Annotated in this window: 18 protein-coding genes; 9 read left to right on the top strand and 9 right to left on the bottom strand. The window is 64.6% G+C overall.

Annotated elements, in window-relative coordinates:
- Positions 1 to 15: 15 nt before the first annotated feature.
- Entirely contained in the window at positions 16 to 753 is a 738-nt protein-coding gene (locus FJ967_RS18785) for a GntR family transcriptional regulator (protein WP_140733315.1), read from the bottom strand.
- Between the two features lie 118 nt (positions 754 to 871).
- On the opposite strand from FJ967_RS18785, the gene otnK reads away from it, so the two are divergent.
- Positions 872 to 2,236 carry a 3-oxo-tetronate kinase gene (otnK, locus tag FJ967_RS18780; protein ID WP_140733314.1) on the top strand — a complete coding sequence of 455 codons (1,365 nt, stop codon included), beginning with the start codon at positions 872 to 874 and terminating at the stop codon, positions 2,234 to 2,236.
- On the top strand, positions 2,236 to 2,874 hold the full coding sequence (locus FJ967_RS18775; protein ID WP_140733313.1) for a class II aldolase/adducin family protein: 639 nt from the start codon (positions 2,236 to 2,238) through the stop codon (positions 2,872 to 2,874). The genes otnK and FJ967_RS18775 overlap by 1 nt, the downstream gene beginning before the upstream one ends.
- Before the next feature lie 32 nt (positions 2,875 to 2,906).
- On the opposite strand, the gene FJ967_RS18770 is transcribed toward FJ967_RS18775, so the two are convergent.
- From FJ967_RS18770 to FJ967_RS18745, 6 genes are read right to left on the bottom strand one after another with little or no spacing between them, the layout of a single operon-like run.
- Positions 2,907 to 4,343, bottom strand: a complete 1,437-nt coding sequence (locus FJ967_RS18770) for an NAD-dependent succinate-semialdehyde dehydrogenase (protein ID WP_140733312.1) — start codon at positions 4,341 to 4,343, stop codon at positions 2,907 to 2,909.
- Between the two features lie 17 nt (positions 4,344 to 4,360).
- The gene (locus tag FJ967_RS18765; protein WP_140733311.1) at positions 4,361 to 5,632 is read right to left on the bottom strand and encodes a CaiB/BaiF CoA-transferase family protein; all 1,272 of its coding nucleotides are present in this window, start codon (positions 5,630 to 5,632) and stop codon (positions 4,361 to 4,363) included.
- A 48-nt stretch (positions 5,633 to 5,680) separates the two neighbouring features.
- Positions 5,681 to 6,718 carry a dipeptide ABC transporter ATP-binding protein gene (locus tag FJ967_RS18760; protein ID WP_140733310.1) on the bottom strand — a complete coding sequence of 346 codons (1,038 nt, stop codon included), beginning with the start codon at positions 6,716 to 6,718 and terminating at the stop codon, positions 5,681 to 5,683.
- Positions 6,715 to 7,785 carry an ABC transporter ATP-binding protein gene (locus FJ967_RS18755; RefSeq protein ID WP_140733309.1) on the bottom strand — a complete coding sequence of 357 codons (1,071 nt, stop codon included), beginning with the start codon at positions 7,783 to 7,785 and terminating at the stop codon, positions 6,715 to 6,717. The genes FJ967_RS18760 and FJ967_RS18755 overlap by 4 nt, the downstream gene beginning before the upstream one ends.
- Positions 7,786 to 7,788: 3 nt before the next feature.
- Positions 7,789 to 8,631 carry an ABC transporter permease gene (locus FJ967_RS18750; protein ID WP_140733308.1) on the bottom strand — a complete coding sequence of 281 codons (843 nt, stop codon included), beginning with the start codon at positions 8,629 to 8,631 and terminating at the stop codon, positions 7,789 to 7,791.
- Positions 8,632 to 8,636: 5 nt separating this feature from the next.
- Positions 8,637 to 9,650 (bottom strand): ABC transporter permease, encoded by a 1,014-nt coding sequence (locus tag FJ967_RS18745; RefSeq protein ID WP_140733307.1) that lies wholly within the window; start codon positions 9,648 to 9,650, stop codon positions 8,637 to 8,639.
- Between the two features lie 180 nt (positions 9,651 to 9,830).
- On the opposite strand from FJ967_RS18745, the gene FJ967_RS18740 reads away from it, so the two are divergent.
- The 7 genes from FJ967_RS18740 to FJ967_RS18710 all read left to right on the top strand — a co-directional run bounded on the left by FJ967_RS18740 (position 9,831) and on the right by FJ967_RS18710 (position 18,968).
- Positions 9,831 to 10,640 (top strand): IclR family transcriptional regulator, encoded by an 810-nt coding sequence (locus FJ967_RS18740; RefSeq protein ID WP_140733306.1) that lies wholly within the window; start codon positions 9,831 to 9,833, stop codon positions 10,638 to 10,640.
- 124 nt (positions 10,641 to 10,764) lie between these two features.
- The gene (locus tag FJ967_RS18735) at positions 10,765 to 11,517 is read left to right on the top strand and encodes an SDR family NAD(P)-dependent oxidoreductase (protein WP_140733305.1); all 753 of its coding nucleotides are present in this window, start codon (positions 10,765 to 10,767) and stop codon (positions 11,515 to 11,517) included.
- A gap of 63 nt (positions 11,518 to 11,580) precedes the next feature.
- Positions 11,581 to 13,068, top strand: coding sequence for a glycosyl hydrolase (locus tag FJ967_RS18730; RefSeq protein WP_140733304.1), 1,488 nt, complete (start codon positions 11,581 to 11,583; stop codon positions 13,066 to 13,068).
- Entirely contained in the window at positions 13,061 to 14,410 is a 1,350-nt protein-coding gene (locus FJ967_RS18725; protein WP_140733303.1) for a glucoamylase family protein, read from the top strand. The genes FJ967_RS18730 and FJ967_RS18725 overlap by 8 nt, the downstream gene beginning before the upstream one ends.
- Positions 14,411 to 14,420: 10 nt before the next feature.
- The gene (locus FJ967_RS18720; protein WP_246675309.1) at positions 14,421 to 15,929 is read left to right on the top strand and encodes a mercuric reductase; all 1,509 of its coding nucleotides are present in this window, start codon (positions 14,421 to 14,423) and stop codon (positions 15,927 to 15,929) included.
- A 209-nt stretch (positions 15,930 to 16,138) separates the two neighbouring features.
- Complete coding sequence (locus FJ967_RS18715; RefSeq protein WP_246675315.1) at positions 16,139 to 17,386, top strand: glycosyltransferase; 1,248 nt, start codon at positions 16,139 to 16,141, stop codon at positions 17,384 to 17,386.
- A 7-nt stretch (positions 17,387 to 17,393) separates the two neighbouring features.
- Positions 17,394 to 18,968: a glycosyltransferase gene (locus tag FJ967_RS18710; RefSeq protein WP_140733301.1), complete on the top strand. Its 1,575-nt coding sequence runs from the start codon at positions 17,394 to 17,396 to the stop codon at positions 18,966 to 18,968.
- Here FJ967_RS18710 and FJ967_RS18705 read toward each other — a convergent pair.
- Entirely contained in the window at positions 18,951 to 19,949 is a 999-nt protein-coding gene (locus tag FJ967_RS18705) for a hypothetical protein (RefSeq protein ID WP_181175984.1), read from the bottom strand. The two genes, FJ967_RS18710 and FJ967_RS18705, sit on opposite strands and share 18 nt — an antisense overlap.
- 77 nt (positions 19,950 to 20,026) lie before the next feature.
- Positions 20,027 to 20,602, bottom strand: a complete 576-nt coding sequence (locus tag FJ967_RS18700) for a DUF1349 domain-containing protein (RefSeq protein WP_140733300.1) — start codon at positions 20,600 to 20,602, stop codon at positions 20,027 to 20,029.
- Positions 20,603 to 20,617 lie beyond the last annotated feature (15 nt).

Below are 20,617 nucleotides of genomic sequence, written 5' to 3'. Positions count from 1 at the left end.
GGAGAAGCAGTCCGTTCAGCCGGCCGCCGAAACCAGGCGGCCGTTCTGGGCCGCCGCGCGCAGCTCCTCGGGCGTGACCGAGCCGTCGTTCAATCGTTCCAGCACCTTGACCAGCAGGCGGCCGCCTTCGAGCATGTCCTGCTGGATGCCCTTGCGCACCCCGTTCTCGTCGCGGGCGCGCAACGCATCCAGGATGTCGAGATGCCTATGGCGGCCGTCATAGGTCGGCCTGGCGTGCGGATACTGATAATTGACCAGCGGGCCGTTGCGCAGCCAGATGCCCTCGATGATGGCGAGCAGTTCCGGCATGCCGGCCGCCTGGTAGATCGAGTGGTGGAATTCCCAGTTATCGCGAACGGCTTCGAACCAGCGGCCATTGTCCTCGTTGGCAATCAACTTCTCATGCACCACTGCCAGACGGTCGATCTCGCGCGGCTCGATGCGCGTCGTCGCGGCGGCGCCCGCCATGCCTTCGAGGTGCAGGCGGATGCTGCGCAGCTCCAGGTACTGGGCGAGCGACAACTGGGCGACGGTGATCGAGCGGCCCGCTTCCATCTCCAGGCCCTTCTCGCGCACCAGCTGCATCAGCGCCTCGCGCACCGGCGTCTCGGACACTTCGAGGCTGGCGGCAAGATCGCGAATCTTGAAGCGGTGGCCTGGCCAGAACCGGCCTTCCATCATGGCGCGGCGAAGCTCTTCGTAAACGCGGGTGGTCAGATTGTCGCGCGCGATCGGCGCGATGGAAGCAGTCACATTCAGTCTCCGTCCTTGCGGTCGCGCCGTCGTCGTCCACGGCGCGCGGGCCGTGTATATGATATCACGAACAGCCTGGCCACCGGCATCGGGCGGGCACAAGCATGAAACGAGCCGCATGACGATGTCGAAGCCACCTCTCCTGTTCGGCGCCATTGCCGACGACCTGACCGGCGGCACGGAGCTCGCCTCGATGCTGGCGGCGCGCGGCGTCGCAACCGGATGCACGGTCGGGCTGGAGGCGCCGATCCTGCCGGGCAAGACAGCGCATGTGATCCTGCTCAAAACCCGCGTGATCGCCGCCGCCGACGCGGTGCGCCAGGTGCTCGAAGCCGCCGACCGCCTGGTCGAAGCGGGCGCCCGGCAGATCTTCTTCAAATATTGCGCCACGTTCGATTCAACACCCGCCGGCAATATCGGCCCGTGCGCGGAGGGGCTGCTGCAACGGCTCGGCGGTGGCGTGACGCTGTTCACGCCGGCGCTCTGCGAAACCGGCCGCACGGTCTATCAGGGCCATATGTTCGGCGGCATGCAATTGCTGGCCGAATCGCCCAAGCGCTTCGATCCGCTGACGCCGATGACCGACTCCAATCTGGTCCGCGTGCTGCAAGCGCAAAGCAAGGGCAAGGCCGGACTGGTGCCTTACCTCACCGTCGATGCCGGCCCGGAAGCAATCCGCACCGCCGTGCGGGAGAAAAGCGCGCGTGGCGAGACGCTGCTGGTCACCGATACGATCCGCGAACGCGACCTGGCGGCAATCGCCGAGGCCGGCTTCGACCTGCCGCTGATGACCGGCAACTCCTCGGTCGCGGCACATCTGCCGCCGGCATGGCTGGCGCATGGCCTCATCGACAGGAAGGACCTCGTGCCAGCGGGACTGCCGGCCGTGAACGGACCGGCGGCGGTACTGGCCGGCAGCGTGGCCGACCGCACCATCGAACAGCTCGACCGCTTCGCACAGGGCAATCCACTGCTTACGATCGATCTCGCCAGCGCCTTCGCCGGCGCCGACGTGGTGGCGCAGGCGCGCGTCTTCGCCGAACGGCATCTGCCCGAGAAGATGATCGCCATCGCCACGACGGTGCCGCAGGCAAGCGTCGAAGCGCTGCAACAGGCGCATGGCCGCGAGACGGTCGCGGCGAAAGCAGAAGAAATCCTGGCCGATATCGCAGGGATACTGGTGCGCGAACTCGGCGTGCGCCGGCTCGTGGTTGCCGGCGGCGAAACGGCCGGATCGGTGGTCAAGGCGCTCGGCATCGACCGGATCGCCATGGGCGCCTATGAGGGGCCAGGCCTGTCGCGCGCCATCGCCCACCTCCCCGGTCGGTCCAACGATCCACTGGCGCTGATGCTGAAATCGGGAAAGCTCGGCGGTCCCGACATCTTCGCCGATGTTCTGCAAGACATGACACGGTCGAGCGCCATCGCGCCGGCCATCGACGCATGGCCGCCGATTAAGACCATCACAGGGAAAGCATCTTGATGGATACCGAGACCGCCCGCGCGGCGCTCATAGCGGCGACCGAGACGCTGGACGCCAGCGGCATGAATGTCGGCACGACCGGCAATATCAGCGTGCGCACGGCGGACGGCATGCTGATCACGCCGACCGGGATTGCCACGAAAGCCCTGCGGCCCGAGCAGATGGTGCCGATGCGGCTCGACGGGTCCTGGGACGCCCCATTCAGGCCATCGAGCGAATGGGAGATGCATGCCGAAATCTACAAGGCCTTCCCGGACGCCGGCGCCGTGGTGCATGCCCATCCCGACCATTGCGTGGCCCTGTCTTGCCTGCGCGAGGGGCTGCCGCTGTTCCACTACATGGTGGCGGGCTTCGGCGGCGACGATGTGCGCTGCTCGGACTATGCGCTGTTCGCGTCAAGCGACCTGGCCAAGGCGGCCGTTGTCGCGCTCAAGGACCGCACCGCCTGCCTGCTCGCCAATCACGGCATGATCGCCTTCGCCGGCGATCTCGACACCGCGCTCATACGCACCGTCAAGCTCGAAACACTGGCGCGGCAATATCTGCTGGCACGCGGGGCTGGCACGCCGGTACTGATCAACGAGACCGAGCTCGCCGCCATTCGCGGACGCTACAAGACTTATGGCCAACAGAAGTGATTGGCGGCTAGCAGAAGTAAGCCGGCTTCGTCTCACTCCGCATGCAGGTGCGAGACGAACTTGGCGTTGAGATAGCTTTCCAGCGCGTCGGCGCCGCCCTCAGTGCCGTTGCCGGAATCGTTGATGCCGCCGAACGGCACCTCCGGCAGCGCCAGGCCATAATGGTTGATCGACACCATGCCGCTGGCGATGCCAGACGACATTTTTGCCGCGCTCGCCGCCGAGCGGGTGAAGCCATAGGCGGCAAGGCCGTAGTTCAGCCGGTTGGCTTCGGCGAGCGCTTCGTCCAGACCGTTCACCGGCGTCATCAATGCCAGCGGACCGAACGGCTCCTCGTTCATGGCGCGGGCATCGACACCTACGCCAGACAGGATGGTCGGCTCGAAGAAATAGCCTGAGTTGCCGATGCGCTTGCCGCCGGCAACGAGTTCGGCGCCTTTCTGCACGGCGTCGTGCACCAGGTCCTCCATCGCCTGGACGCGGCGCGGATTGGCTAGCGGGCCCATAGTGGTACCTTCGGCAAGGCCGTCGCCGACCTTGATCCGGCTTGTCGCCTCGGCGAAGCGGCCGACGAACTCGTCGTAGACGGCGTGGTCGACGAGGAAGCGCGTCGGCGCAACGCAGATCTGGCCGGCATTGCGGAATTTCGACGCCACCATGGAGCGGGCCGCGCGGTCGAGATCGGCGTCGGGCAGGACGATGACCGGCGCGTGGCCGCCAAGCTCCATGGTCGCGCGTTTCATGTGCAGCCCGGCAAGCGACGCCAGTTGCTTGCCGACCGGCGTCGAGCCGGTGAAGGAGATTTTGCGGATCACCGGATGCGGGATGAGATAGGCAGAGATTTCGGATGGCGTGCCGTAGACGAGTTGCACGACACCGCTGGGCAGGCCGGCATCGACGAAGGCGCGCACCAGTTCGGCCGGCGAAGCTGGCGTTTCCTCCGGACCCTTGACGATGATCGAACAGCCGGCTGCAAGTGCGGCCGACAGCTTGCGCACCGCCTGGTTGAGCGGGAAGTTCCATGGCGTGAAGGCGGCAACCGGGCCGACAGGCTCCTTGACCACGGACTGGCTGACGCCTTCGAGGCGCGCCGGCACGATGCGGCCATAGGCGCGGCGCGCCTCCTCGGCGAACCAGTCGATGATGTCGGCCGCAGCGAAGGCCTCCATGCGCGATTCCGCGATCGGCTTGCCCTGTTCCAGCGTCATCAGCGTGGCGATGTGTTCGTTGCGCTCACGCAGCAGGTTTGCAGCCTTGCGCATCAGTTTGGAGCGATCGAAGGCCGACACGCGCCGCCAGGTTTCGAAGCCCTTTGCTGCGGCCGCGAGCGCCTCGTCGAGATCGTCGGTGCCTGCATGGGCGAGCGCGCCGAGCTCGGCTTCCGTCGCCGGGTTGACAATGGGCATGGTCCGGCCGCTGCGAGCCGGACGCCACGCGCCATTGATGTGGAGGAGGACGTCGGGATACATGGCAGGCTCCGTAAAAGTCAGGCGGAAACAGGTTCGGCAGCGGGCGTGTAGATGCCGATGGCGCCACAGCCCACCAGGTCGCGAATGCTGTCGGCGCTGTAGCCGAGCACTTCAGTCAGCACCGCCTCGGTGTCCTGGCCCAACATCGGCGGCGCGGTGAAGTCGGCGGTCAGTTGCGCGGCCAGCCCCTGCGCCGGGCGCACCATGGCGACGGAGCCGAGATGCGGGTGCGGCAAGGTCTGCACGAGACCGCGTTCGCGGACATTGGGACTGTCGAAGACTTCCGGGATCGACTTCACCGTGCCGGCAGGCACGCTGGCCGCGGCGCAGGCCGCCATCCAATGGTCGCGCGTCTTGGTCCTGAAGGCCGCCGCCAGTTCAGGGATCAGCGCCTCACGATTGGTTGCGCGCGCGCCTGCCTTGATGAAACGTTCATCCCTCGCCAAATGCGGCAGTCGCACAACCTTCTCGCAGAGCGCGGCGAATTGCCGGTCGTTGCCGACGGCCAGCGCGAAGCGGCCATCGGACGTCTCGAATATCTGGTAAGGCACGACAGTGGGATGCGCATTGCCGTAGCGGGCCACCTCACGGCCGGTATTGAGATAACCGCTGCCGACATTGATCAGCAGCGAGAGCGCGCAATCGATCAGCGCCAGGTCGAGGAACTGGCCCTCGCCGGTCGTCGCCCGTTCAAAGAGCGCGGCCAGAATCGACTGGGTGGCAACCATGCCGCAGACCACATCGGTGATGGCGACGCCGACCCGCATCGGCTCGCCGTCGCTCTCGCCGGTGATGGCCATAAGGCCGCTTTCGGCCTGCATGACGAAATCATAACCGGGCCGGTTGGCATCGGGGCCGGTCTGGCCGTAGCCCGAAATGGAACAGTAGATCAGCCCCGGATTGGACGCGCTGAGATCCTTGAACCCGACACCCAGGCGATCGGCGGTGCCAGCGCGAAAATTCTCGACGACGATATCGGCCTTGGCGGCGAGTTCACGCACGATCGCCAAGCCTTGCGGGCTCTTCATGTCGAGCGCGATGCTTTGCTTGCCGCGATTGGCGGAGAGATAATAGGTCGAGACGCCCTTGTAGCTCGGAACCGACCAGGCCCTTGTGTCGTCGCCGCCATCGATGTTCTCGATCTTCCAGACCTCGGCGCCGAGATCCGCAAGGCTCATCGTCGCCCAAGGGCCAGCCAGCACGCGAGAGAGATCGAGCACCTTGATGCCTTGGAGCGGCAGGCGCTTGCGGCTTGCCGTGCCGGCATCGTCAGGATGGTGTTCAGTCACGATCGAGATTCCTTCGCGGATAAAGTGGCGACCGCCATTGCAGGCTCGTCAGGCGGCCTTGAAGGCGTTGACGGGTTCCGGGAAATGGCAGGCGACGCGATGCTTGTCGGCGGATGGCCCAAGCGGCGGTTCGACCGAGGCACAGATCGCCTGCGCCTTGAAACAGCGCGTGCGGAAACGGCAGCCGGAAGGAGGGTTGAGCGGGCTCGGCACATCGCCCGACAGCACGATCCGTTCGCGCTTACGCTCCTTCTGCGGGTCGGCGAGCGGCACCGCCGACAGCAGCGCCTGCGTATAGGGATGCAGCGAGCGGGAATAGAGCTCCGCCGCCGGCGCGATCTCGACGATCTTGCCGAGATACATCACCGCGACATGGTGCGAGATGTGGCGCACGACCGAAAGATCATGGGCGATGAACAGATAGGAGGTGCCGAAGGATTGCTGGATATCCTTGAGCAGGTTCAGCACCCCGGCCTGCACCGATACGTCGAGCGCCGAGACCGGCTCGTCGAGGATCACCACTTGCGGGTTGAGCGCGAGCGCGCGGGCGATGACGACACGCTGGCGCTGGCCGCCGGAGAGCTCATGCGGATAGCGCTTGCCGTGCTCCGGATTGAGCCGCACCAATTCGAGCAGTTCGGCGACGCGCGCTCGGCGGTCGGCCTTCGACATGTCGCTCATGCGCAGCGGCTCGGCAATGTTGTCGGCGATGCGCATGCGCGGATGCAGCGATCCGTAAGGGTCCTGGAAGACGAGCTGGATGTAGCGCCGCATCTGGCGCATGTCCTCGTGATTCAATGCCAGAAGGTTCTGGCCACGGAACCAGCTTTCCCCACTGGTCGGATCGATCAGCCGCATCAGGCAGCGTCCGAGGGTCGACTTGCCGCAGCCGGACTCGCCGACGAGGCCGAGCGTCTCGCCCGCGCCCAGATCGAAGGAGACATCGGCGACCGCCCGCACATGGTCAACGGCGCGGTCGAAGACGAGGCCGCCACGAACCGGGAAATCCTTGACGAGATGGCGGACCGACAGCGCCGGCGTCTGGGCCGATGCCGCTTCGATCTTGTGTTCGGCCACTGCGCTCATGGGGCTATGCTTCCAGTCTCGAGACTTGCCGACGCCGGCGAGGCGCTGTGGAAAGGCGGCAAGGTCGTGGCGAAATGACAGGCGGAGAAGCGGCCACCCAGGTCGAGCAGCGGCGGGTCCTGTTCCCGGCAACGGGCTTCGGTATGGATGCAGCGCGGATGGAAGGCGCAGCCGCCGGGCAGACGGCCGAGGGCCGGCGGCGAACCCTCGATCGAGAACAGCCGCTCGCGGCTTTCCTCCAGATTGGGGATCGAGGCGATGAGGCCGCGCGTATAGGGATGGCGCGGGTCGGCGAACAGGTCGGAGACCGTTGCCTGCTCGACGACGCGGCCGGAATAGACGACGGCGACGCGGTCGGCATGGCCGGCGACGACGCCGAGATCATGGGTGATCAGCACCAGGCCGAGGCCGAGACGTTCCTGCAACGAGCGCAGCACGCTCAGGATCTGCGCCTGGACCGTGACGTCGAGCGCGGTGGTCGGCTCGTCGGCGATCAGGAGATCGGGATCGTTGGCAACCGCCATGGCGATCACCGCGCGCTGGCGCATGCCGCCCGAGAATTCATGCGGATACTGGCTGACCCGGCGCTCCGGCTGCGGGATCGCGACCAGGGCGAGCAGTTCCACCGCGCGCGCCATGGCCTGCCTGTGGGTCAGGCGCTGATGCAGCCTGACCGCCTCGGCGATCTGGGCGCCGACCGTCATCACCGGGTTGAGCGAGGAGAGCGGGTCCTGGAAGATCATGGCGATGCGCGCGCCCCTGATCCTGCGCATTTCGCGCGCCGGTTTGCCGACAAGTTCGTCGCCCTTGAAGCGGACCGAGCCGGTGACGACCGCGTTTTTCGATGTCAGGCCAAGCGCTGCGAGCATGCCGACCGATTTGCCCGAACCGGACTCGCCGACAATGCCGACCACCTCGCCCTTGGCGACGTCGAGGTCGATGCCGCGCACCGCCTCGAACTGGCTGCCGGCCTTGCGGAACCCGACCCGCAAGCCGCGTATGGACAGCAGCGGATCGGCTGGCTTTTCGATGGCGCCGGAGCGCGCTGAAGATAGCTGTGCGCTCATCGCCTAGTCCGACCTTGGATCGAGAATATCGCGCAGGCCGTCGCCGATGAAGTTGAAGCCGAGCACGATGGTGAGGATGGCGACGCCGGGGCCGAAAGCGATCCACCACTGGTAGAAATGCACCGCGCCGTCCGAGATCATCGAGCCCCATTCAGGCGTCGGCGGCGTGGCGCCGAGGCCGATGAAAGAGAGCGAGGCGGCAAGCAGCACGACCTGGCCGAGATCCATGGTGGCGCTGATCAGCACCGGCGTCCAGCATAGCGGCAATATGTGCTTGAACAGCACCCGGCTCGGCCTGGCGCCGGCGGCGATCGCCGCCTCGACATGCTCGCACTCCTTCACCTCCAGCACCTGGGCCCGCATCAGGCGGGCATAGACCGGCCACCAGACCAGCACCATGGCGATGGCCGCATTGCCGAGGCCCGGCCCAAGCGAGGCCGCGACGGCCATGGCAAGCAGCATCGGCGGGAAGGACAGGGTGATATCGACCAGCCGCATGATCGCAGCGCCGGTCAGGCCGCCGACGAAGCCGGAAATGGCGCCGAGCAGCGAGCCGATGATGACGGCCGAGACGACGACCAGAACCGCGATCGGCAGCGAATGCGCAGCACCGTGTAGAGTTCGGGCCAGCACGTCGCGGCCCAGCGCATCGGTGCCCAGCCAGTGCGCCCAGCTCGGCGGCTGCAGGCGACGCGCGACCATCTCAAGCGGATCGAACTGCACGACCAGATTGGCGAATACGGTCATGAACAGCCAGAACAGGATGACGATCGTGCCGATGAGCAAGGGCGCGGTCAGCCATTCTGGAATGCCGGCGGAACGGGATTTTGTGACGATCGCTGTCATGGCCTCTAGCTTAGCCTGACGCGCGGGTTGGCCACGACATAGAGAATGTCGGTGACGAGGTTGGTGACCAGGAAGGCGAGGCCGCCGACGATGGTGACGCCGATGATAGCCGGGAAGTCGAGCGCGCGCGCCGCCTCGACGGCGTAAGAACCCATACCCGGCCAGGAAAAGATGGTCTCGGTCAACACCGCGCCGGTGATCAGATAGGCGAAGGAATAGCCGATGACGGTGAGCGTCGGCACCATCGTGTTGCGCAGCGCGTGCACGATGACGACGCGGAATTCGCTGGCGCCCTTGGCGCGAGCGGTGAGCACGAATTCGCGGCTCATCACGTCGAGCATGTTGGCGCGCACCAGCCGCGATATGGTTCCCGAGACCGTCCAGCCGAGCACGAAAGCCGGCAGAAGCAGGTGCCACAGCGCGTCCTTGAAGACGGTGATGTTGCCGGCCAGCAGCGAATCGATGGTCAGGAAACCGGTGACGCCGGGCGGCAGCGGCAAACGGGCATCCAGGCGGCCCGGGCCTGGAAGCCAGTTCACGACCACCGAGAAGATGAAGAGCAGGCCGAGGCCGGACCAGAACACCGGCAGCGATGATCCGAACAGCGCGAACAGCCGTGCGCCATGGTCGATCAGGCTGTTGCGGAAATAGGCTGCCAGCACGCCCAGCACGATGCCGAGCGTGGTGCCGAAGATCATGGCGGCGAAGACCAGTTCGAGCGTTGCCGGCAGGCGGTAGAGAATATCGGTGCCGACATTGCGCTTGGTGATGAAGGACGTGCCGAGATCGCCGCTCAGCAGATTGCCGAGATATATCATATAGCGTTCCGGCAGCGGACGATCCAAACCCCAGCGGGCCTTTGCCGCGGCCACCACTTCGGGATTGCTCATCTGCTGTTCGGCGACGATTGCCGTTAGCGGATCGCCCTTGGTCACCGTGGTGATCAGGAAAGCGATGGTGACGATGCCAAGCACCAGGAACGGCATCGCGATAAGCCGGCGCAAAATATAGCGGGACACGTGGCTACCTTCACAAGGACGGGCTTCGTAAGATGGCACAAGGCGCTGAAGGATGCCATCGAGGGGACATATTGACAGGCTGCAAAAGCCGCTGTCAATATAAATGGAATTTAATTTCATTTTTGACGCGCCGGTAGAGCCGGCCCGACAGGTGGACACTCCGCCAGAAAGATCGCCAGCGTGCGCAAGCGAGCGACCCGGGACGATACGGAACTTGACGGCGAAGGAGCCCAGCTTTCCTCGTCGCTGGTGCGCGGGCTCGGCATATTGCGCGCCTTCCGGCCGGGCGACGCCTCGCTCGGCAACCAGGATATCATCGCGCGCACCGGCCTGCCGAAAGCCACGGTGTCGCGCATCACCTATACGCTGAGCGCACTTGGCTATCTCCTCTACGACAAGGACCTCGGCCGCTACAGCCTGGGGCCGGCGACCGTCGCGCTCGGCTATTCGGCGCTCAGTTCCAGTGCCGTCGTCCACATCGCAAGGCCGCTGATGCAGCCGCTGGCCGACAAGACCGGCGCGGCGGTGGCGATCGGCACGCGCGACAGCCTCAATATGGTCTATCTCGCCAATTGCCGATCGGAGAGCCTGGTGACGCTGCGGCTCAATCCGGGCTCGTACCTGCCGATCTGGAAGACGTCGATGGGGCTGGCCTACGCGGCGGGGCTGTTGCCCGACGAGCGGGACGGTCTCGTGCGGGCGTTGCAGGAGGCGGAGCCCGATAAGGCAGCCGTGATCGCGACGGCGATCGAGGACGCCATCGCCCAGCACGCACGGCTTGGATACGTGACGTCGTTTGGGGCATGGCACAGCTATATCCACGCCGTCGGCGTGCCGTTCCGGCCACGCGACGGCTCGCCGCTGGTCGCCATCACGTGCGGCGGCATCGGCGAGATCATCACCGAGGCCCGCGCGCATGCTGAAATCGGGCCGGCACTGGTGGCGATGGTGGAAGCGCTGCGCGATCAGCTGGAAGGAAACACGCCGTAATCCGGCGTTGTTGGCCCAGACGATCCGGCCTCATGCCGGCTTGAACTCGATCGACGGTCACCTCACAGTCCAAGGACGGGCCACCACGCGGGCCGGCTTCAGCCAACATGGACAGAGGGAACACATGCCGATGAATTTCGCGGGACGCTTCGCCGGTCGGTCGGCGGTCATCACCGGCGGCGCCTCGGGCATCGGCCTGGCGGTCGCGCAGAGGATCGTCGACGAAGGCGGGCGCGTCAGCGTCTGGGATCGCGATCCCGCGCAGATCGAACAGGCGAAAGCCGCCATTCCCTCCCTGCATGGGGTGACGTTGGACGTGGCCAATGCGGCAAGTGTGCAGGCCGCCGCGCAATCGACGATCACGGCCCTTGGCGGCGTCGACATCCTTGTCACGAGTGCGGCCATCACCGGTCCGAACATGACGACCTGGGCCTATTCGGCCGAGGACTGGCAAAAGGTGATCGACATCAACATCAACGGCGTCTTCTACTGCAACAAGGCGCTGGTGCCGCACATGCTCGAGCGCAACTATGGCCGCATCGTCAACATCGCCTCGATCGCTGGCAAGGAAGGCAATCCCAACGCCTCGGCCTACAGCACTTCGAAGGCCGCGGTGATCGGCCTGACCAAGTCGCTCGGCAAGGAACTGGCCAAGACAAAGGTGACGGTCAACTGCGTGACGCCGGCGGCCGTGCGCACCGCGATCTTCAAGCAGATGAGCCAGGAGCACATCGACTTCATGTTGTCCAAGATTCCGATGGCGCGCTTCGGCGAGGTCGAGGAAGTGGCGGCGCTGATCTCATGGATCGCCTCCGAGGAATGCTCTTTCACCACGGCCGCCGTGTTCGACGTTTCGGGCGGCCGCGCCACTTATTGATCGGGACGAGTACAAATCCGCGTGAGAAGGCAACGAACGAGGCCGTGCCGCGTATAAGTGGCCATGCAAAGCGTACAGTCTGCGACAAAGCCCTCACACGATTCCGCCAACGCCGTCTTTTGCTGTGACCTCGACGCCCGAGGCGAGGACTTCCCGCATTTCTGGGAGCACACGGTCGGCAGCGGCCACGCGACGCTCGCACTGCGCGCGGACTGGCAAGCGCAGATCCGCCGGGCGCATGACGAGCTTGGTTTTCGTCACGTTCGTTTTCACGGCCTGCTCTGTGACGACATGGGCACGCTCATCGACCAGGACGACCAGCCGCTCTATTCGTTCTTCAATGCCGATCAGATTTTCGATTTCCTGCTCTCGATCGGCATGCGCCCCTTCGTTGAGCTTAGTTTCATGCCGACGATGCTGTCGTCTTCCGGGCAGATCGTCTTCCACTACCGGGCCAATGTCAGCGCGCCGAACGATTATGACCAATGGTCGACGCTGATTTCGAAGCTCGCCACTCATTGGATCGATCGCTATAGCCTGGACGAGGTAACGCAATGGTTTTTCGAGGTCTGGAACGAGCCCAATCTAGAAGCCTTCGGCAGCGGCAAGCAGGAGGACTACTTCAAGCTCTACGCCTTTACGGCAAAAGCCCTAAAATCAGTCGATCCGCGGTTGAAGGTCGGGGGACCGGCAACCGCCGCCAACGCCTGGATCAGTGACTTCATCGCTTATTGTACCCGAAACGGCCTTCCGGCCGACTTTATCAGTACCCATCATTATCCGACCGACGCCTTTGGCCAGCCCGGCGACGATACCGAGACCCAACTTTCGCAAAGCACGCGAAGCGTGTTGCATGAGGAAGCGCGGACCGCGCGGCAGCAGGCAGGCGACCGTCCGCTCTACTACACCGAATGGTGCACGTCTTCGAACCCACGTGATCCAATGCATGACGAGCCTTATGCCGCCGCCTTCATCGTCAAGACCGTCATGGAGGCCCGAGGGCTGGTCGAGGGCTACAGCTACTGGACCTTTTCGGACATTTTCGAAGAGAACTATTTTCCATCAGTTCCCTTTCATGGCGGCTTCGGTCTTATGAATCTTCACGCGATCGCCAAACCAGCTTACCGTGCCTTTGAAATGCTGCATCAACTTGGAACGGAAATCCTGTCCATGGGGGGCTGTCACCCAACTGTCGACAGTTGGTGCGTCCGCGATGAAAATTCGCTGACCGTGCTGATCTCCAACTTCACACTGCCGCGGCATCCGATCGAGGACGAAACCGTGTGCGTCGAACTCCGCAATGCGCGCCGACCCGTCGCGGCAACGATCCGGCGTGTCGATGCTACCAACGGCAACGCCAAGTCATTGTGGATGTCGATGGGAAGGCCGGATTATCTGAGCACGTCACAGTTGGAGCAGTTGCATGCGGCTTCAGCGATGCTCGAACACGAGCAGCCGGTTGCCTGGGACGACCGCACGGCCCGGTTCGAGTTGACTGTTCCGGCCCAAGGTATCGCCGCCATCAGAGTGGAGTTTGCATCGCTTGCCTAAAACAGAACTCGGGACGCTGTCCGATGACGAGCTTGTGGACAGCTACCAGCGGGCCGCCTTCAACTATTTCCTGGAAAACGTAAATCCCGACAACGGGCTGGTCGCCGACACCTCACGGCCGAATTCGCCTTGCAGCATCGCCGTTGTCGGGTTCGCCCTCTCCTGTTACCCGATCGGAGTCGAACGTGGCTGGATGGAGCGCGACGCGGCGGCCCGGCTGACCCTTGCGGCGTTGCGCTTTTTTCGGAACAGCACGCAAGGCAGCGGCCACGACGTCACCGGCCACAAGGGTTTCTACTACCATTTCCTGGACATGCAGACCGGCTTGCGTGTCTGGCGCTGCGAGTTGTCGATGGTGGATACCGCCTTGCTGATCGCCGGCGTGCTGGTGGCGGGCGCCTATTTTTCCGGCGACAATGACGAGGAGGCCGAGATACGCCACCTGGCCGAGGCGCTCTACAGGCGCGTCGACTGGCAATGGGCCCAAGGCAGCAGCCCGACGCTGCGCCAGGGCTGGAAGCCCAGGAGCGGCTTTCTCCACTATGGCTGGGAAGGCTATAACGAGGCGACGATCCTCTATGTGCTGTCGATGGCCTCGCCGGACCGCCCGACCTCCAACGACAGTTACGAGGCCTGGACCGCTACCTATCAGTGGGAAAACATCTACGGCCACGACGTGCTTTATGGCGGGCCGTTGTTCATGCACCAGTTCTCGCATGCCTGGATCGATTTCGCCGGCATCCGCGACGCTTTCATGCGCGAGAAGAATTCGGACTATTTCGAGAACAGCCGCCGCTCGACCTACCTGCACCGGGATTACGCCCGCCATAATCCTTATGGCTTTGACGGCTATGGCGAGAACCTTTGGGGCCTCTCCGCTGGGGATGGACCAGGCGGCTTCCGGGCCAGTGTGCAGCGGCGGCGGCACCGGTTTTCCGGCTATGCGGCGCGCGGCGCGCCGTTCGGACCGGATGACGGCACGATCGCGCCATGGTCCTATCCCGCATCACTGCCGTTCGCGCCTGATATCTGCCTGGCCGCCTTGCGCCATCTTGGCGAGCGCTATCCAGAGGTGGTCGACAATTTCCGGCTGCCGAGTGGCTTCAATCCGACATTGGCCAAGCGGCGGGAGTTCGGTCGCAACGGTTGGATATCGGAAGGCTATTACGGGCTCGACCAGGGCATCACCGTGATGATGATCGAGAACCATCGTTCACGGCTGGTCTGGGATCTGATGCGGTCCAACCCGCATATCCGCCGGGGCCTCGACCGAGCAGGCTTTACCGGCGGGTGGCTGTCGCAGCCGGCGCCCTCCACGCAAGGCGCTCGCGATGCCGCGTGAACCGAAAAGGATGGCCGCCTTCCCCGTCGACCGCAACGACGCCGACCTGATCCGGGGCGCGCATCCGCGACACTGGAAAAATCCGGAGCCGGATGGACGCTACAATCTCGTGGTCATCGGCGCCGGCCCGGCGGGCCTGACCGCGGCGCGTGATGCCGCGAGCCTCGGGGCGAAGGTCGCACTGATCGAACGCGGGCTGATCGGAGGTGCGTGCGTCAATGTCGGCGGCGTCCCGTCGAAGACGATCATCCGCACAGCCCGGCTCTATGCCGACATGCGCGACGCAGAGAGTTTCGGGGGCGACCCGCCCAAGCCCATTCGTGTCGACTTCGAGCGGGCCATGTTGCGCATGCGCCAGATTCGGCAGCGGATCAGCCGTGCCGAATCCGCAGCGAATCTTGTGGGCCATGGCATCGATCTCTATTTCGGTGAAGCGCGCTTCGGCGGGCCGGACACGGTGCTGGTCGACGGCAAGACCCTGCGTTTCACGAAGGCGCTCGTCGCGACTGGCGCACATGCGAGCGGGCCTGAGATTCCAGGGCTGGCAGAAGCCGGCTATCTCGACAACGGCACTATGTTCAACCTGACAAGCTGCCCACCGCGGCTCCTTGTCATCGGGGGCGGCCCACTAGGCTGCGAGACAGCGCAGGCCTTCTGCCTGCTTGGCGCGAAAGTCATCCTGGCGCAGAGCGACCCGATGTTCCTGCCCGGCGAGGAACGCGACGCCGCGCAGATCCTTTCGGATGCGCTGGCCCGGGAAGGGGTCGAGGTACGCCTGAACACCGAAGTGGTGGCGGTGCGGACGGAGAATGGCGGAAAGATCGCCGATCTGATGCGGGACGGCGACAGGACGACGATTTCCGTCGACGAGATCATCACCGGCGTTGGCCGTTCGCCCAATGTCGATGGCCTGGGCCTTGAAGAGGCGGGAGTGGCGTATGACGCCAACGGTATTACCGTCGACGATTACCTGCGGACCACCAACCCGCATGTCTACGCGGCGGGCGATGTCTGCCTCGAATACAAGTTCACCCACACCGCCGAGGCAACGGCGCGTATCGTCGTGCGCAATGCCCTGTTTCGCGGCCGTGAAAAGCTGAGTGAACTCGTCGTTCCCTGGTGCACCTATACCGATCCGGAGATAGCCCATGTCGGTCTTTATCCCCTGGAGGCTCGGCGCGACGGCATTCCGGTCAAGACCTACACGGTCCTGATGCACGATGTCGCCCGCGCCGTGATGGACGGCGAGGAGGAGGGGTTCGTCAAGATCCATGTCAGGGAAGGATCCGACCGCATACTGGGGGCGACGGTCGTCGCCAGCCATGCCGGCGAGATGATCAACGCGGTGACGCTGGCCATCAAGTCGGGCATGGGCCTGCATGCGCTGGCCGACGTCATCCATCCTTTCCCGACACAGGCGCAGGGCATCAAGATGGCGGGTGACGCCTACAGGCGGACGCGTTTTACCTCGTTGCGCCGGCGCCTGGCCGCGCGATGGCTGGCCTGGTCCAGGCGATAATCTTGGCCCCGGCCCTGCTGGCGCCCTTGCGACCGGCTGGCAAGGCAGGGGCAGTCGATGCCATGATGCGATCCAGCGCTTGACGAACGCCCGGTTCGGCTAAACAAGTCGAAGCTGATTTCTGTGGCGTCGGGGGCCTCGTGAATGTCGTCTGGGATAGAGTTGGCGCAGCAGCTTCCGGCGCCAAGCGTCGGGCGTCCGCTTTGAGCGTGCGGCCCGATGTCGGCATGCGGGCGCATACCGGGCAGCGCGTGCTGATCGTATGCCACGAGCCAGCGTTTCCGCCGACCTCCGGCGCGGATCTTCGCAACTATAGCAATGCGGTGGCGGCCGCCGCGTTGGGACCGGTCTGTCTGGCCTCGGTGCTGCCCAAGGCCACTGCCATGACCGCGCCGGATCCGCGGATCCGTATCGAGGCGCTGTCGATCGAAGACGAGCCACGGACGGCCTCGATCGGATGGTGGCGCATCAGGGCGGAGCATCGTATTTCGCGCACGGCCGTGACCCGGCTGGAGGCACTCGTTCGAGAATTCCGCCCCGACACGGTCGTGGTCGAGAGCATCGGCCTGTTCAAGCTGCTACGGCCTTTGCGGCCTCTGGCCAAGCAGCTCATCCTCGACATGCACAATGTCGAATCCGACCTGTCCGCGCAGATGAGACGAGAACCGACCGCATCGCGCTTCTCCATTGTCGCATCGGCACCTGGCATCAGGCGTCTCGAAAGGAAGGCGCTCGCGCTTGCCGACAGGGTCTGGGTATGCTCGAACGAGGATTGTTCGAGGCTGGTCCATCTTGCCGGGCGCCAGATGCCAATCGATGTCGTTCCCAATGGAATTCCCGGCGTCGAAATCATTCCCGAAACACTGCCCGTCGAGCCGGCGAAAGATCGCGGTTTTCCCGCAATCCTTTTCATCGGCCATCTCGGCTATCCGCCCAATGTCGATGCGGCGGAGCGATTGGCCCGGGTCATACTGCCCCGCATCCGCCGGGCCTTGCCCGGTGCGAAGCTCGTGCTGGCTGGACGCAGCCCCAAACCGGACGTGCGAGCGCTGGCCGGATTGCCGGATGTCGAGCTCGTCGAGAACCCCGAAAGCGTGGCGCCGCTGCTGTCCGGCGCGCATCTCACCATCATCCCGCTGAAGGCGGGCGGCGGCACACGCATCAAGATCCTGGAGGCGATGGCCTGGGGGGTGCCGGTGATCGCGACGCCGCTCGCGGCCGAGGGCCTCGGCTTGGTCGAGAATGACCAAGTGCTGCTGTCGGCCAGCGACGAAGGACTGGCCGACATGGCCATCGAACTTTCCCTCGACGCCGAGCGCCGGTCGCGGCAGCGTGTGCGCGCGCATCAGGCCGTCTGGGCAAGGTTCGGTCAGCAAGCCATCCGCGATGCCGTGCGCGCCGGGCTTGCGCTGGATAGTGATGGCATTGACGAGAAGCCATCTCCCCTCACCCCATGAGCCGCCGATGATCCCGCAGATCCTGCACCAGACATGGAAGACCGACAGCGTTCCCGCACGCTTCCAGGCCTATGCCGACAGCTGGAAGCGGCATAATCCAGACTGGAAGGTGATGTTCTGGAGCGACCGGATGTTGCTCGAATTCGTGGCCGAGCACTACCCTGACTACCTGCCGATGTTCTGCGGTTACGCCAACGGCGTGCAGCGATCGGACGCGGCCCGCTACATGCTGTTGCATCATTTTGGCGGGGTCTACGCCGACATCGACTGCGAATGCGTCGCTCCCTTCGATCCGATCATGGACGAGACCCGCGTCGTGCTGTGCAAGGAACCGGCTTCGCACGCGATGGTACAGGCGGATTTTCGGGGCCTGCCATACCTGCTCTTCAATGGAACCATGGCATGCCCGCCCCGCCATCCTTTCTGGATGCATCTCCTGTCGATGATGCCGGGGCTCGCCGCCGCCAAGGACGTGCTCGATGCGACCGGCCCTTGCCTGCTCACCTCAGCGCAGCTCGGATATGGCGACCAGGCGGCCTTCAGCATCTATCCCTCCGGCCTGTTCGCGCCGGTGACATCGGAAGGGACCACGGAGCGCGACGCCGGCGACGCCACGGCGGCGCTCTCGATCCATCACTGGGCCGGCACATGGTGGACCCCGGAGCCACCGCCAAAATGGGGAACCAGGCTTCGCAACCATGCCTACCGGCTGCGCTATCGCCTGACGCGCGGCGCGTATCTGGATGAAGCGCAAGCGAAAGCCAGCGTCGACAAAGCGGTGCTTTCGGCGCCGACGCCGTCTGGCCGAAACGTGGCCATACTGGTTCCGCTGCGCGATGCCGCCGACCTCATCCAGCCTTTCCTCGATGCGCTGGACGGGCTCGATTACCCCAAGGACAAGATCAAGCTGGTCTTCTGCGAGGGCGACAGCCAGGACGGAAGCTGGGAGCGACTGCAGGCTGCGACTGCTGGATTGACCAACAAATACCGGGACATCGTCCTGCTGCAAAGACAGGTCGGCACCCGCCTCGACAGGGCAAAACGGGCGAAGCCCAGGATGCAACGCGTCCGGCGCGGCGCGATCGCCAAGGTACGAAACTACCTGATCGATCACGGGCTGAACAAGGACGACGACTGGGCGCTGTGGATCGACATCGACGTCTGGCGGTTTCCCGGAGATGCGCTGAAGCGTCTGATCGGAGCGGGGCATCGCATCGCGGTCCCCAACTGCGTGAAGATCGCCGGTGGCGGCAGTTTCGACCTCAACAGCTTTGTCATCAGGCGGCAGACCAGGGATTATCGCTATTACCGCGATATCCGCGGCGGCCTTCACCAGCCGCCCGCGCAGACACCAAGCCGCTATCATCTGAGCGATGTCAGGCATCTCGACATTATCGGGCTCGATGCGGTCGGCGGAACCATGCTGCTGGTCGATGCCGCGCTGCATCGCGGCGGCCTTCGCTTTCCCGAGATTCCCTATCGCGACCTGATCGAGACCGAAGCTTTCGGCCTGCTTGCCAACGATCTCGGTATCCGGCCGGTCGGCCTACCCAAGCTGGAATTCCTACACGTCCCGTGGTGAGGCGGCCGCCTGCCGGAGATCCTGGCGCAGCGGCTCCAGATAGGCTTGCGGCCGCAGACGCTCCCACAGATAGGTCCGGTCCGTCAGATGCGCGACCTGTTCGATCCAGCGTCGCGGCGCATCAGGGTCCCGCGCCTCGCGCCAGTCGTCGACGATGATGACCGGCAGGCCTTCATAAAGAGGATCTAGCGGCGAGGTCTTGGTCACCACGATGCAGCCGAGATAAAGCAGCTCCCATGTGCGGTGACAGTCGAGGCCGTTGCCTACGGTCGAGAGCACGAGCGGATATTGCGAATAGAGCTGCCAGATCGAGCGCTGCGAGACGCGTTTGGCCAGAAAATCCACATGTGGGCATCCGTCCAAGGCATCGAGCAGTTCGCGACGCTGGCTGGATCCCCGGCTGATGCTGAAATCGCAGAATATCCTGGGCGGACGACGGTCCGCGTTCCCCTGCTGGTCGCGCAGGGTTTCCAGCCGCCTCACCAGACCGGCGGGCGTCGCCAGGGAGCGTGGCGTGTGGAGGTCCAGCCCGATCGGGAACGGCTTTATCCTGGGATGACCGCCATCGCAGTTCTGGCTGTACCACGAGACCAGATAGGGATTGGCGAGAAGCCGATCGACGGTGTCCTTCGCCAGATCCGACGGCACCGAGGCGTCGCCATCGGTGGTCAGCAGGATGAAGGGAGCCTTGATGGTCGGCAGGGCCACTCGTGCAAACGTGTCGAGATCGCAATTGCGCGGAACCCTGGCCAGAGTGCTCAGGCGCACCCAGACAATGCCGTGCGCGCCACCATAGTGTCTTCGGAAAAAGGCCTCGCTCCGGGTCGATTCGGTCGGTGCAACGCGATACCAGCCGGGTCCCGCGAAGTCGCAGAAATGGCCGATCCCTTGCGACCACAAGACCTGGGGAACGCCGAGAAATCGCAGCGCCCTGGAATAAACGGCCTTTTTGAGTTTCGCCCGCCAACGCGACATGCCCATCGGCAACGCTTAACCCGGACGCTGCGGCGGCCGCAACGTCCTGCCGGCCTGTTCCACAGCCGCGCAAACCTATGGTTTCAGTCGTGCAGGTCGCGCGCGATCGGCGGACCGACCGAGAATCCGGAGAACGTGACCTCGAAGCCCTCGCGTTGCGGCGAACAGCACATCATGCCGACATCGACCGCCTTCGAGACCGGGAAATAGGCGAGCCGCACCGGCTTCCAATGGCCGTCGGACGCGTCGAGATACTGGACGCGGATCGCCTCGCCGTGGCGGGTCAGGCGGATCCTGACGCCGCCCGGCCCGGCGGCAATCGCCACCAGCGACCAGTCCGAGGTGTCGTTGGTGACGACGACGGAGAAATAGGCGAGGCCGTCGGTGTATTCGATGCCGGCCTTGATCCAGTGCGTTTCGCTCAGCCGGAGCATCAGCCCGGCCTGGTCGTAGAGCACCTGGTAGTCGCCCTTGACGGTGACCTCGGCGGTGAAATCGCCCTCCACCGGCCGATACAGGAAATGGCCGTTGTCGCGCCAGAAACCATAGAAGGTCTCGCGCCAGAAATCGGTCTCCTTGCCGGTGCGCACGCGCACCGCGTCACCATCGAAGGCTTGGTGCGGCGGCGGGTTGAGCCATGTGAGGTCCTGCAATGTCATAGCTTGGCACCGGTC

The organism is Mesorhizobium sp. B2-3-4, from assembly GCF_006442315.1.
GTDB lineage: Bacteria > Pseudomonadota > Alphaproteobacteria > Rhizobiales > Rhizobiaceae > Mesorhizobium.
This window is presented reverse-complemented; position numbering and strand designations above follow the sequence as displayed.

Excerpts from the sequence above, each read along its gene's own strand:
- FJ967_RS18735 (WP_140733305.1), top strand. The coding sequence starts at position 10,765 with ATGCCGATGAATTTCGCGGGACGCTTCGCCGGTCGGTCGGCGGTCATC.
- FJ967_RS18760 (WP_140733310.1), bottom strand. The coding sequence starts at position 6,718 with ATGAGCGCAGTGGCCGAACACAAGATCGAAGCGGCATCGGCCCAGACG.
- otnK (WP_140733314.1), top strand. The coding sequence starts at position 872 with ATGACGATGTCGAAGCCACCTCTCCTGTTCGGCGCCATTGCCGACGAC.
- FJ967_RS18750 (WP_140733308.1), bottom strand. The coding sequence starts at position 8,631 with ATGACAGCGATCGTCACAAAATCCCGTTCCGCCGGCATTCCAGAATGG.
- FJ967_RS18700 (WP_140733300.1), bottom strand. The coding sequence starts at position 20,602 with ATGACATTGCAGGACCTCACATGGCTCAACCCGCCGCCGCACCAAGCC.
- FJ967_RS18705 (WP_181175984.1), bottom strand. The coding sequence starts at position 19,949 with ATGGGCATGTCGCGTTGGCGGGCGAAACTCAAAAAGGCCGTTTATTCC.
- FJ967_RS18720 (WP_246675309.1), top strand. The coding sequence starts at position 14,421 with ATGGCCGCCTTCCCCGTCGACCGCAACGACGCCGACCTGATCCGGGGC.
- FJ967_RS18755 (WP_140733309.1), bottom strand. The coding sequence starts at position 7,785 with ATGAGCGCACAGCTATCTTCAGCGCGCTCCGGCGCCATCGAAAAGCCA.
- FJ967_RS18770 (WP_140733312.1), bottom strand. The coding sequence starts at position 4,343 with ATGTATCCCGACGTCCTCCTCCACATCAATGGCGCGTGGCGTCCGGCT.
- FJ967_RS18710 (WP_140733301.1), top strand. The coding sequence starts at position 17,394 with ATGATCCCGCAGATCCTGCACCAGACATGGAAGACCGACAGCGTTCCC.
- FJ967_RS18730 (WP_140733304.1), top strand. The coding sequence starts at position 11,581 with ATGCAAAGCGTACAGTCTGCGACAAAGCCCTCACACGATTCCGCCAAC.
- FJ967_RS18775 (WP_140733313.1), top strand. The coding sequence starts at position 2,236 with ATGGATACCGAGACCGCCCGCGCGGCGCTCATAGCGGCGACCGAGACG.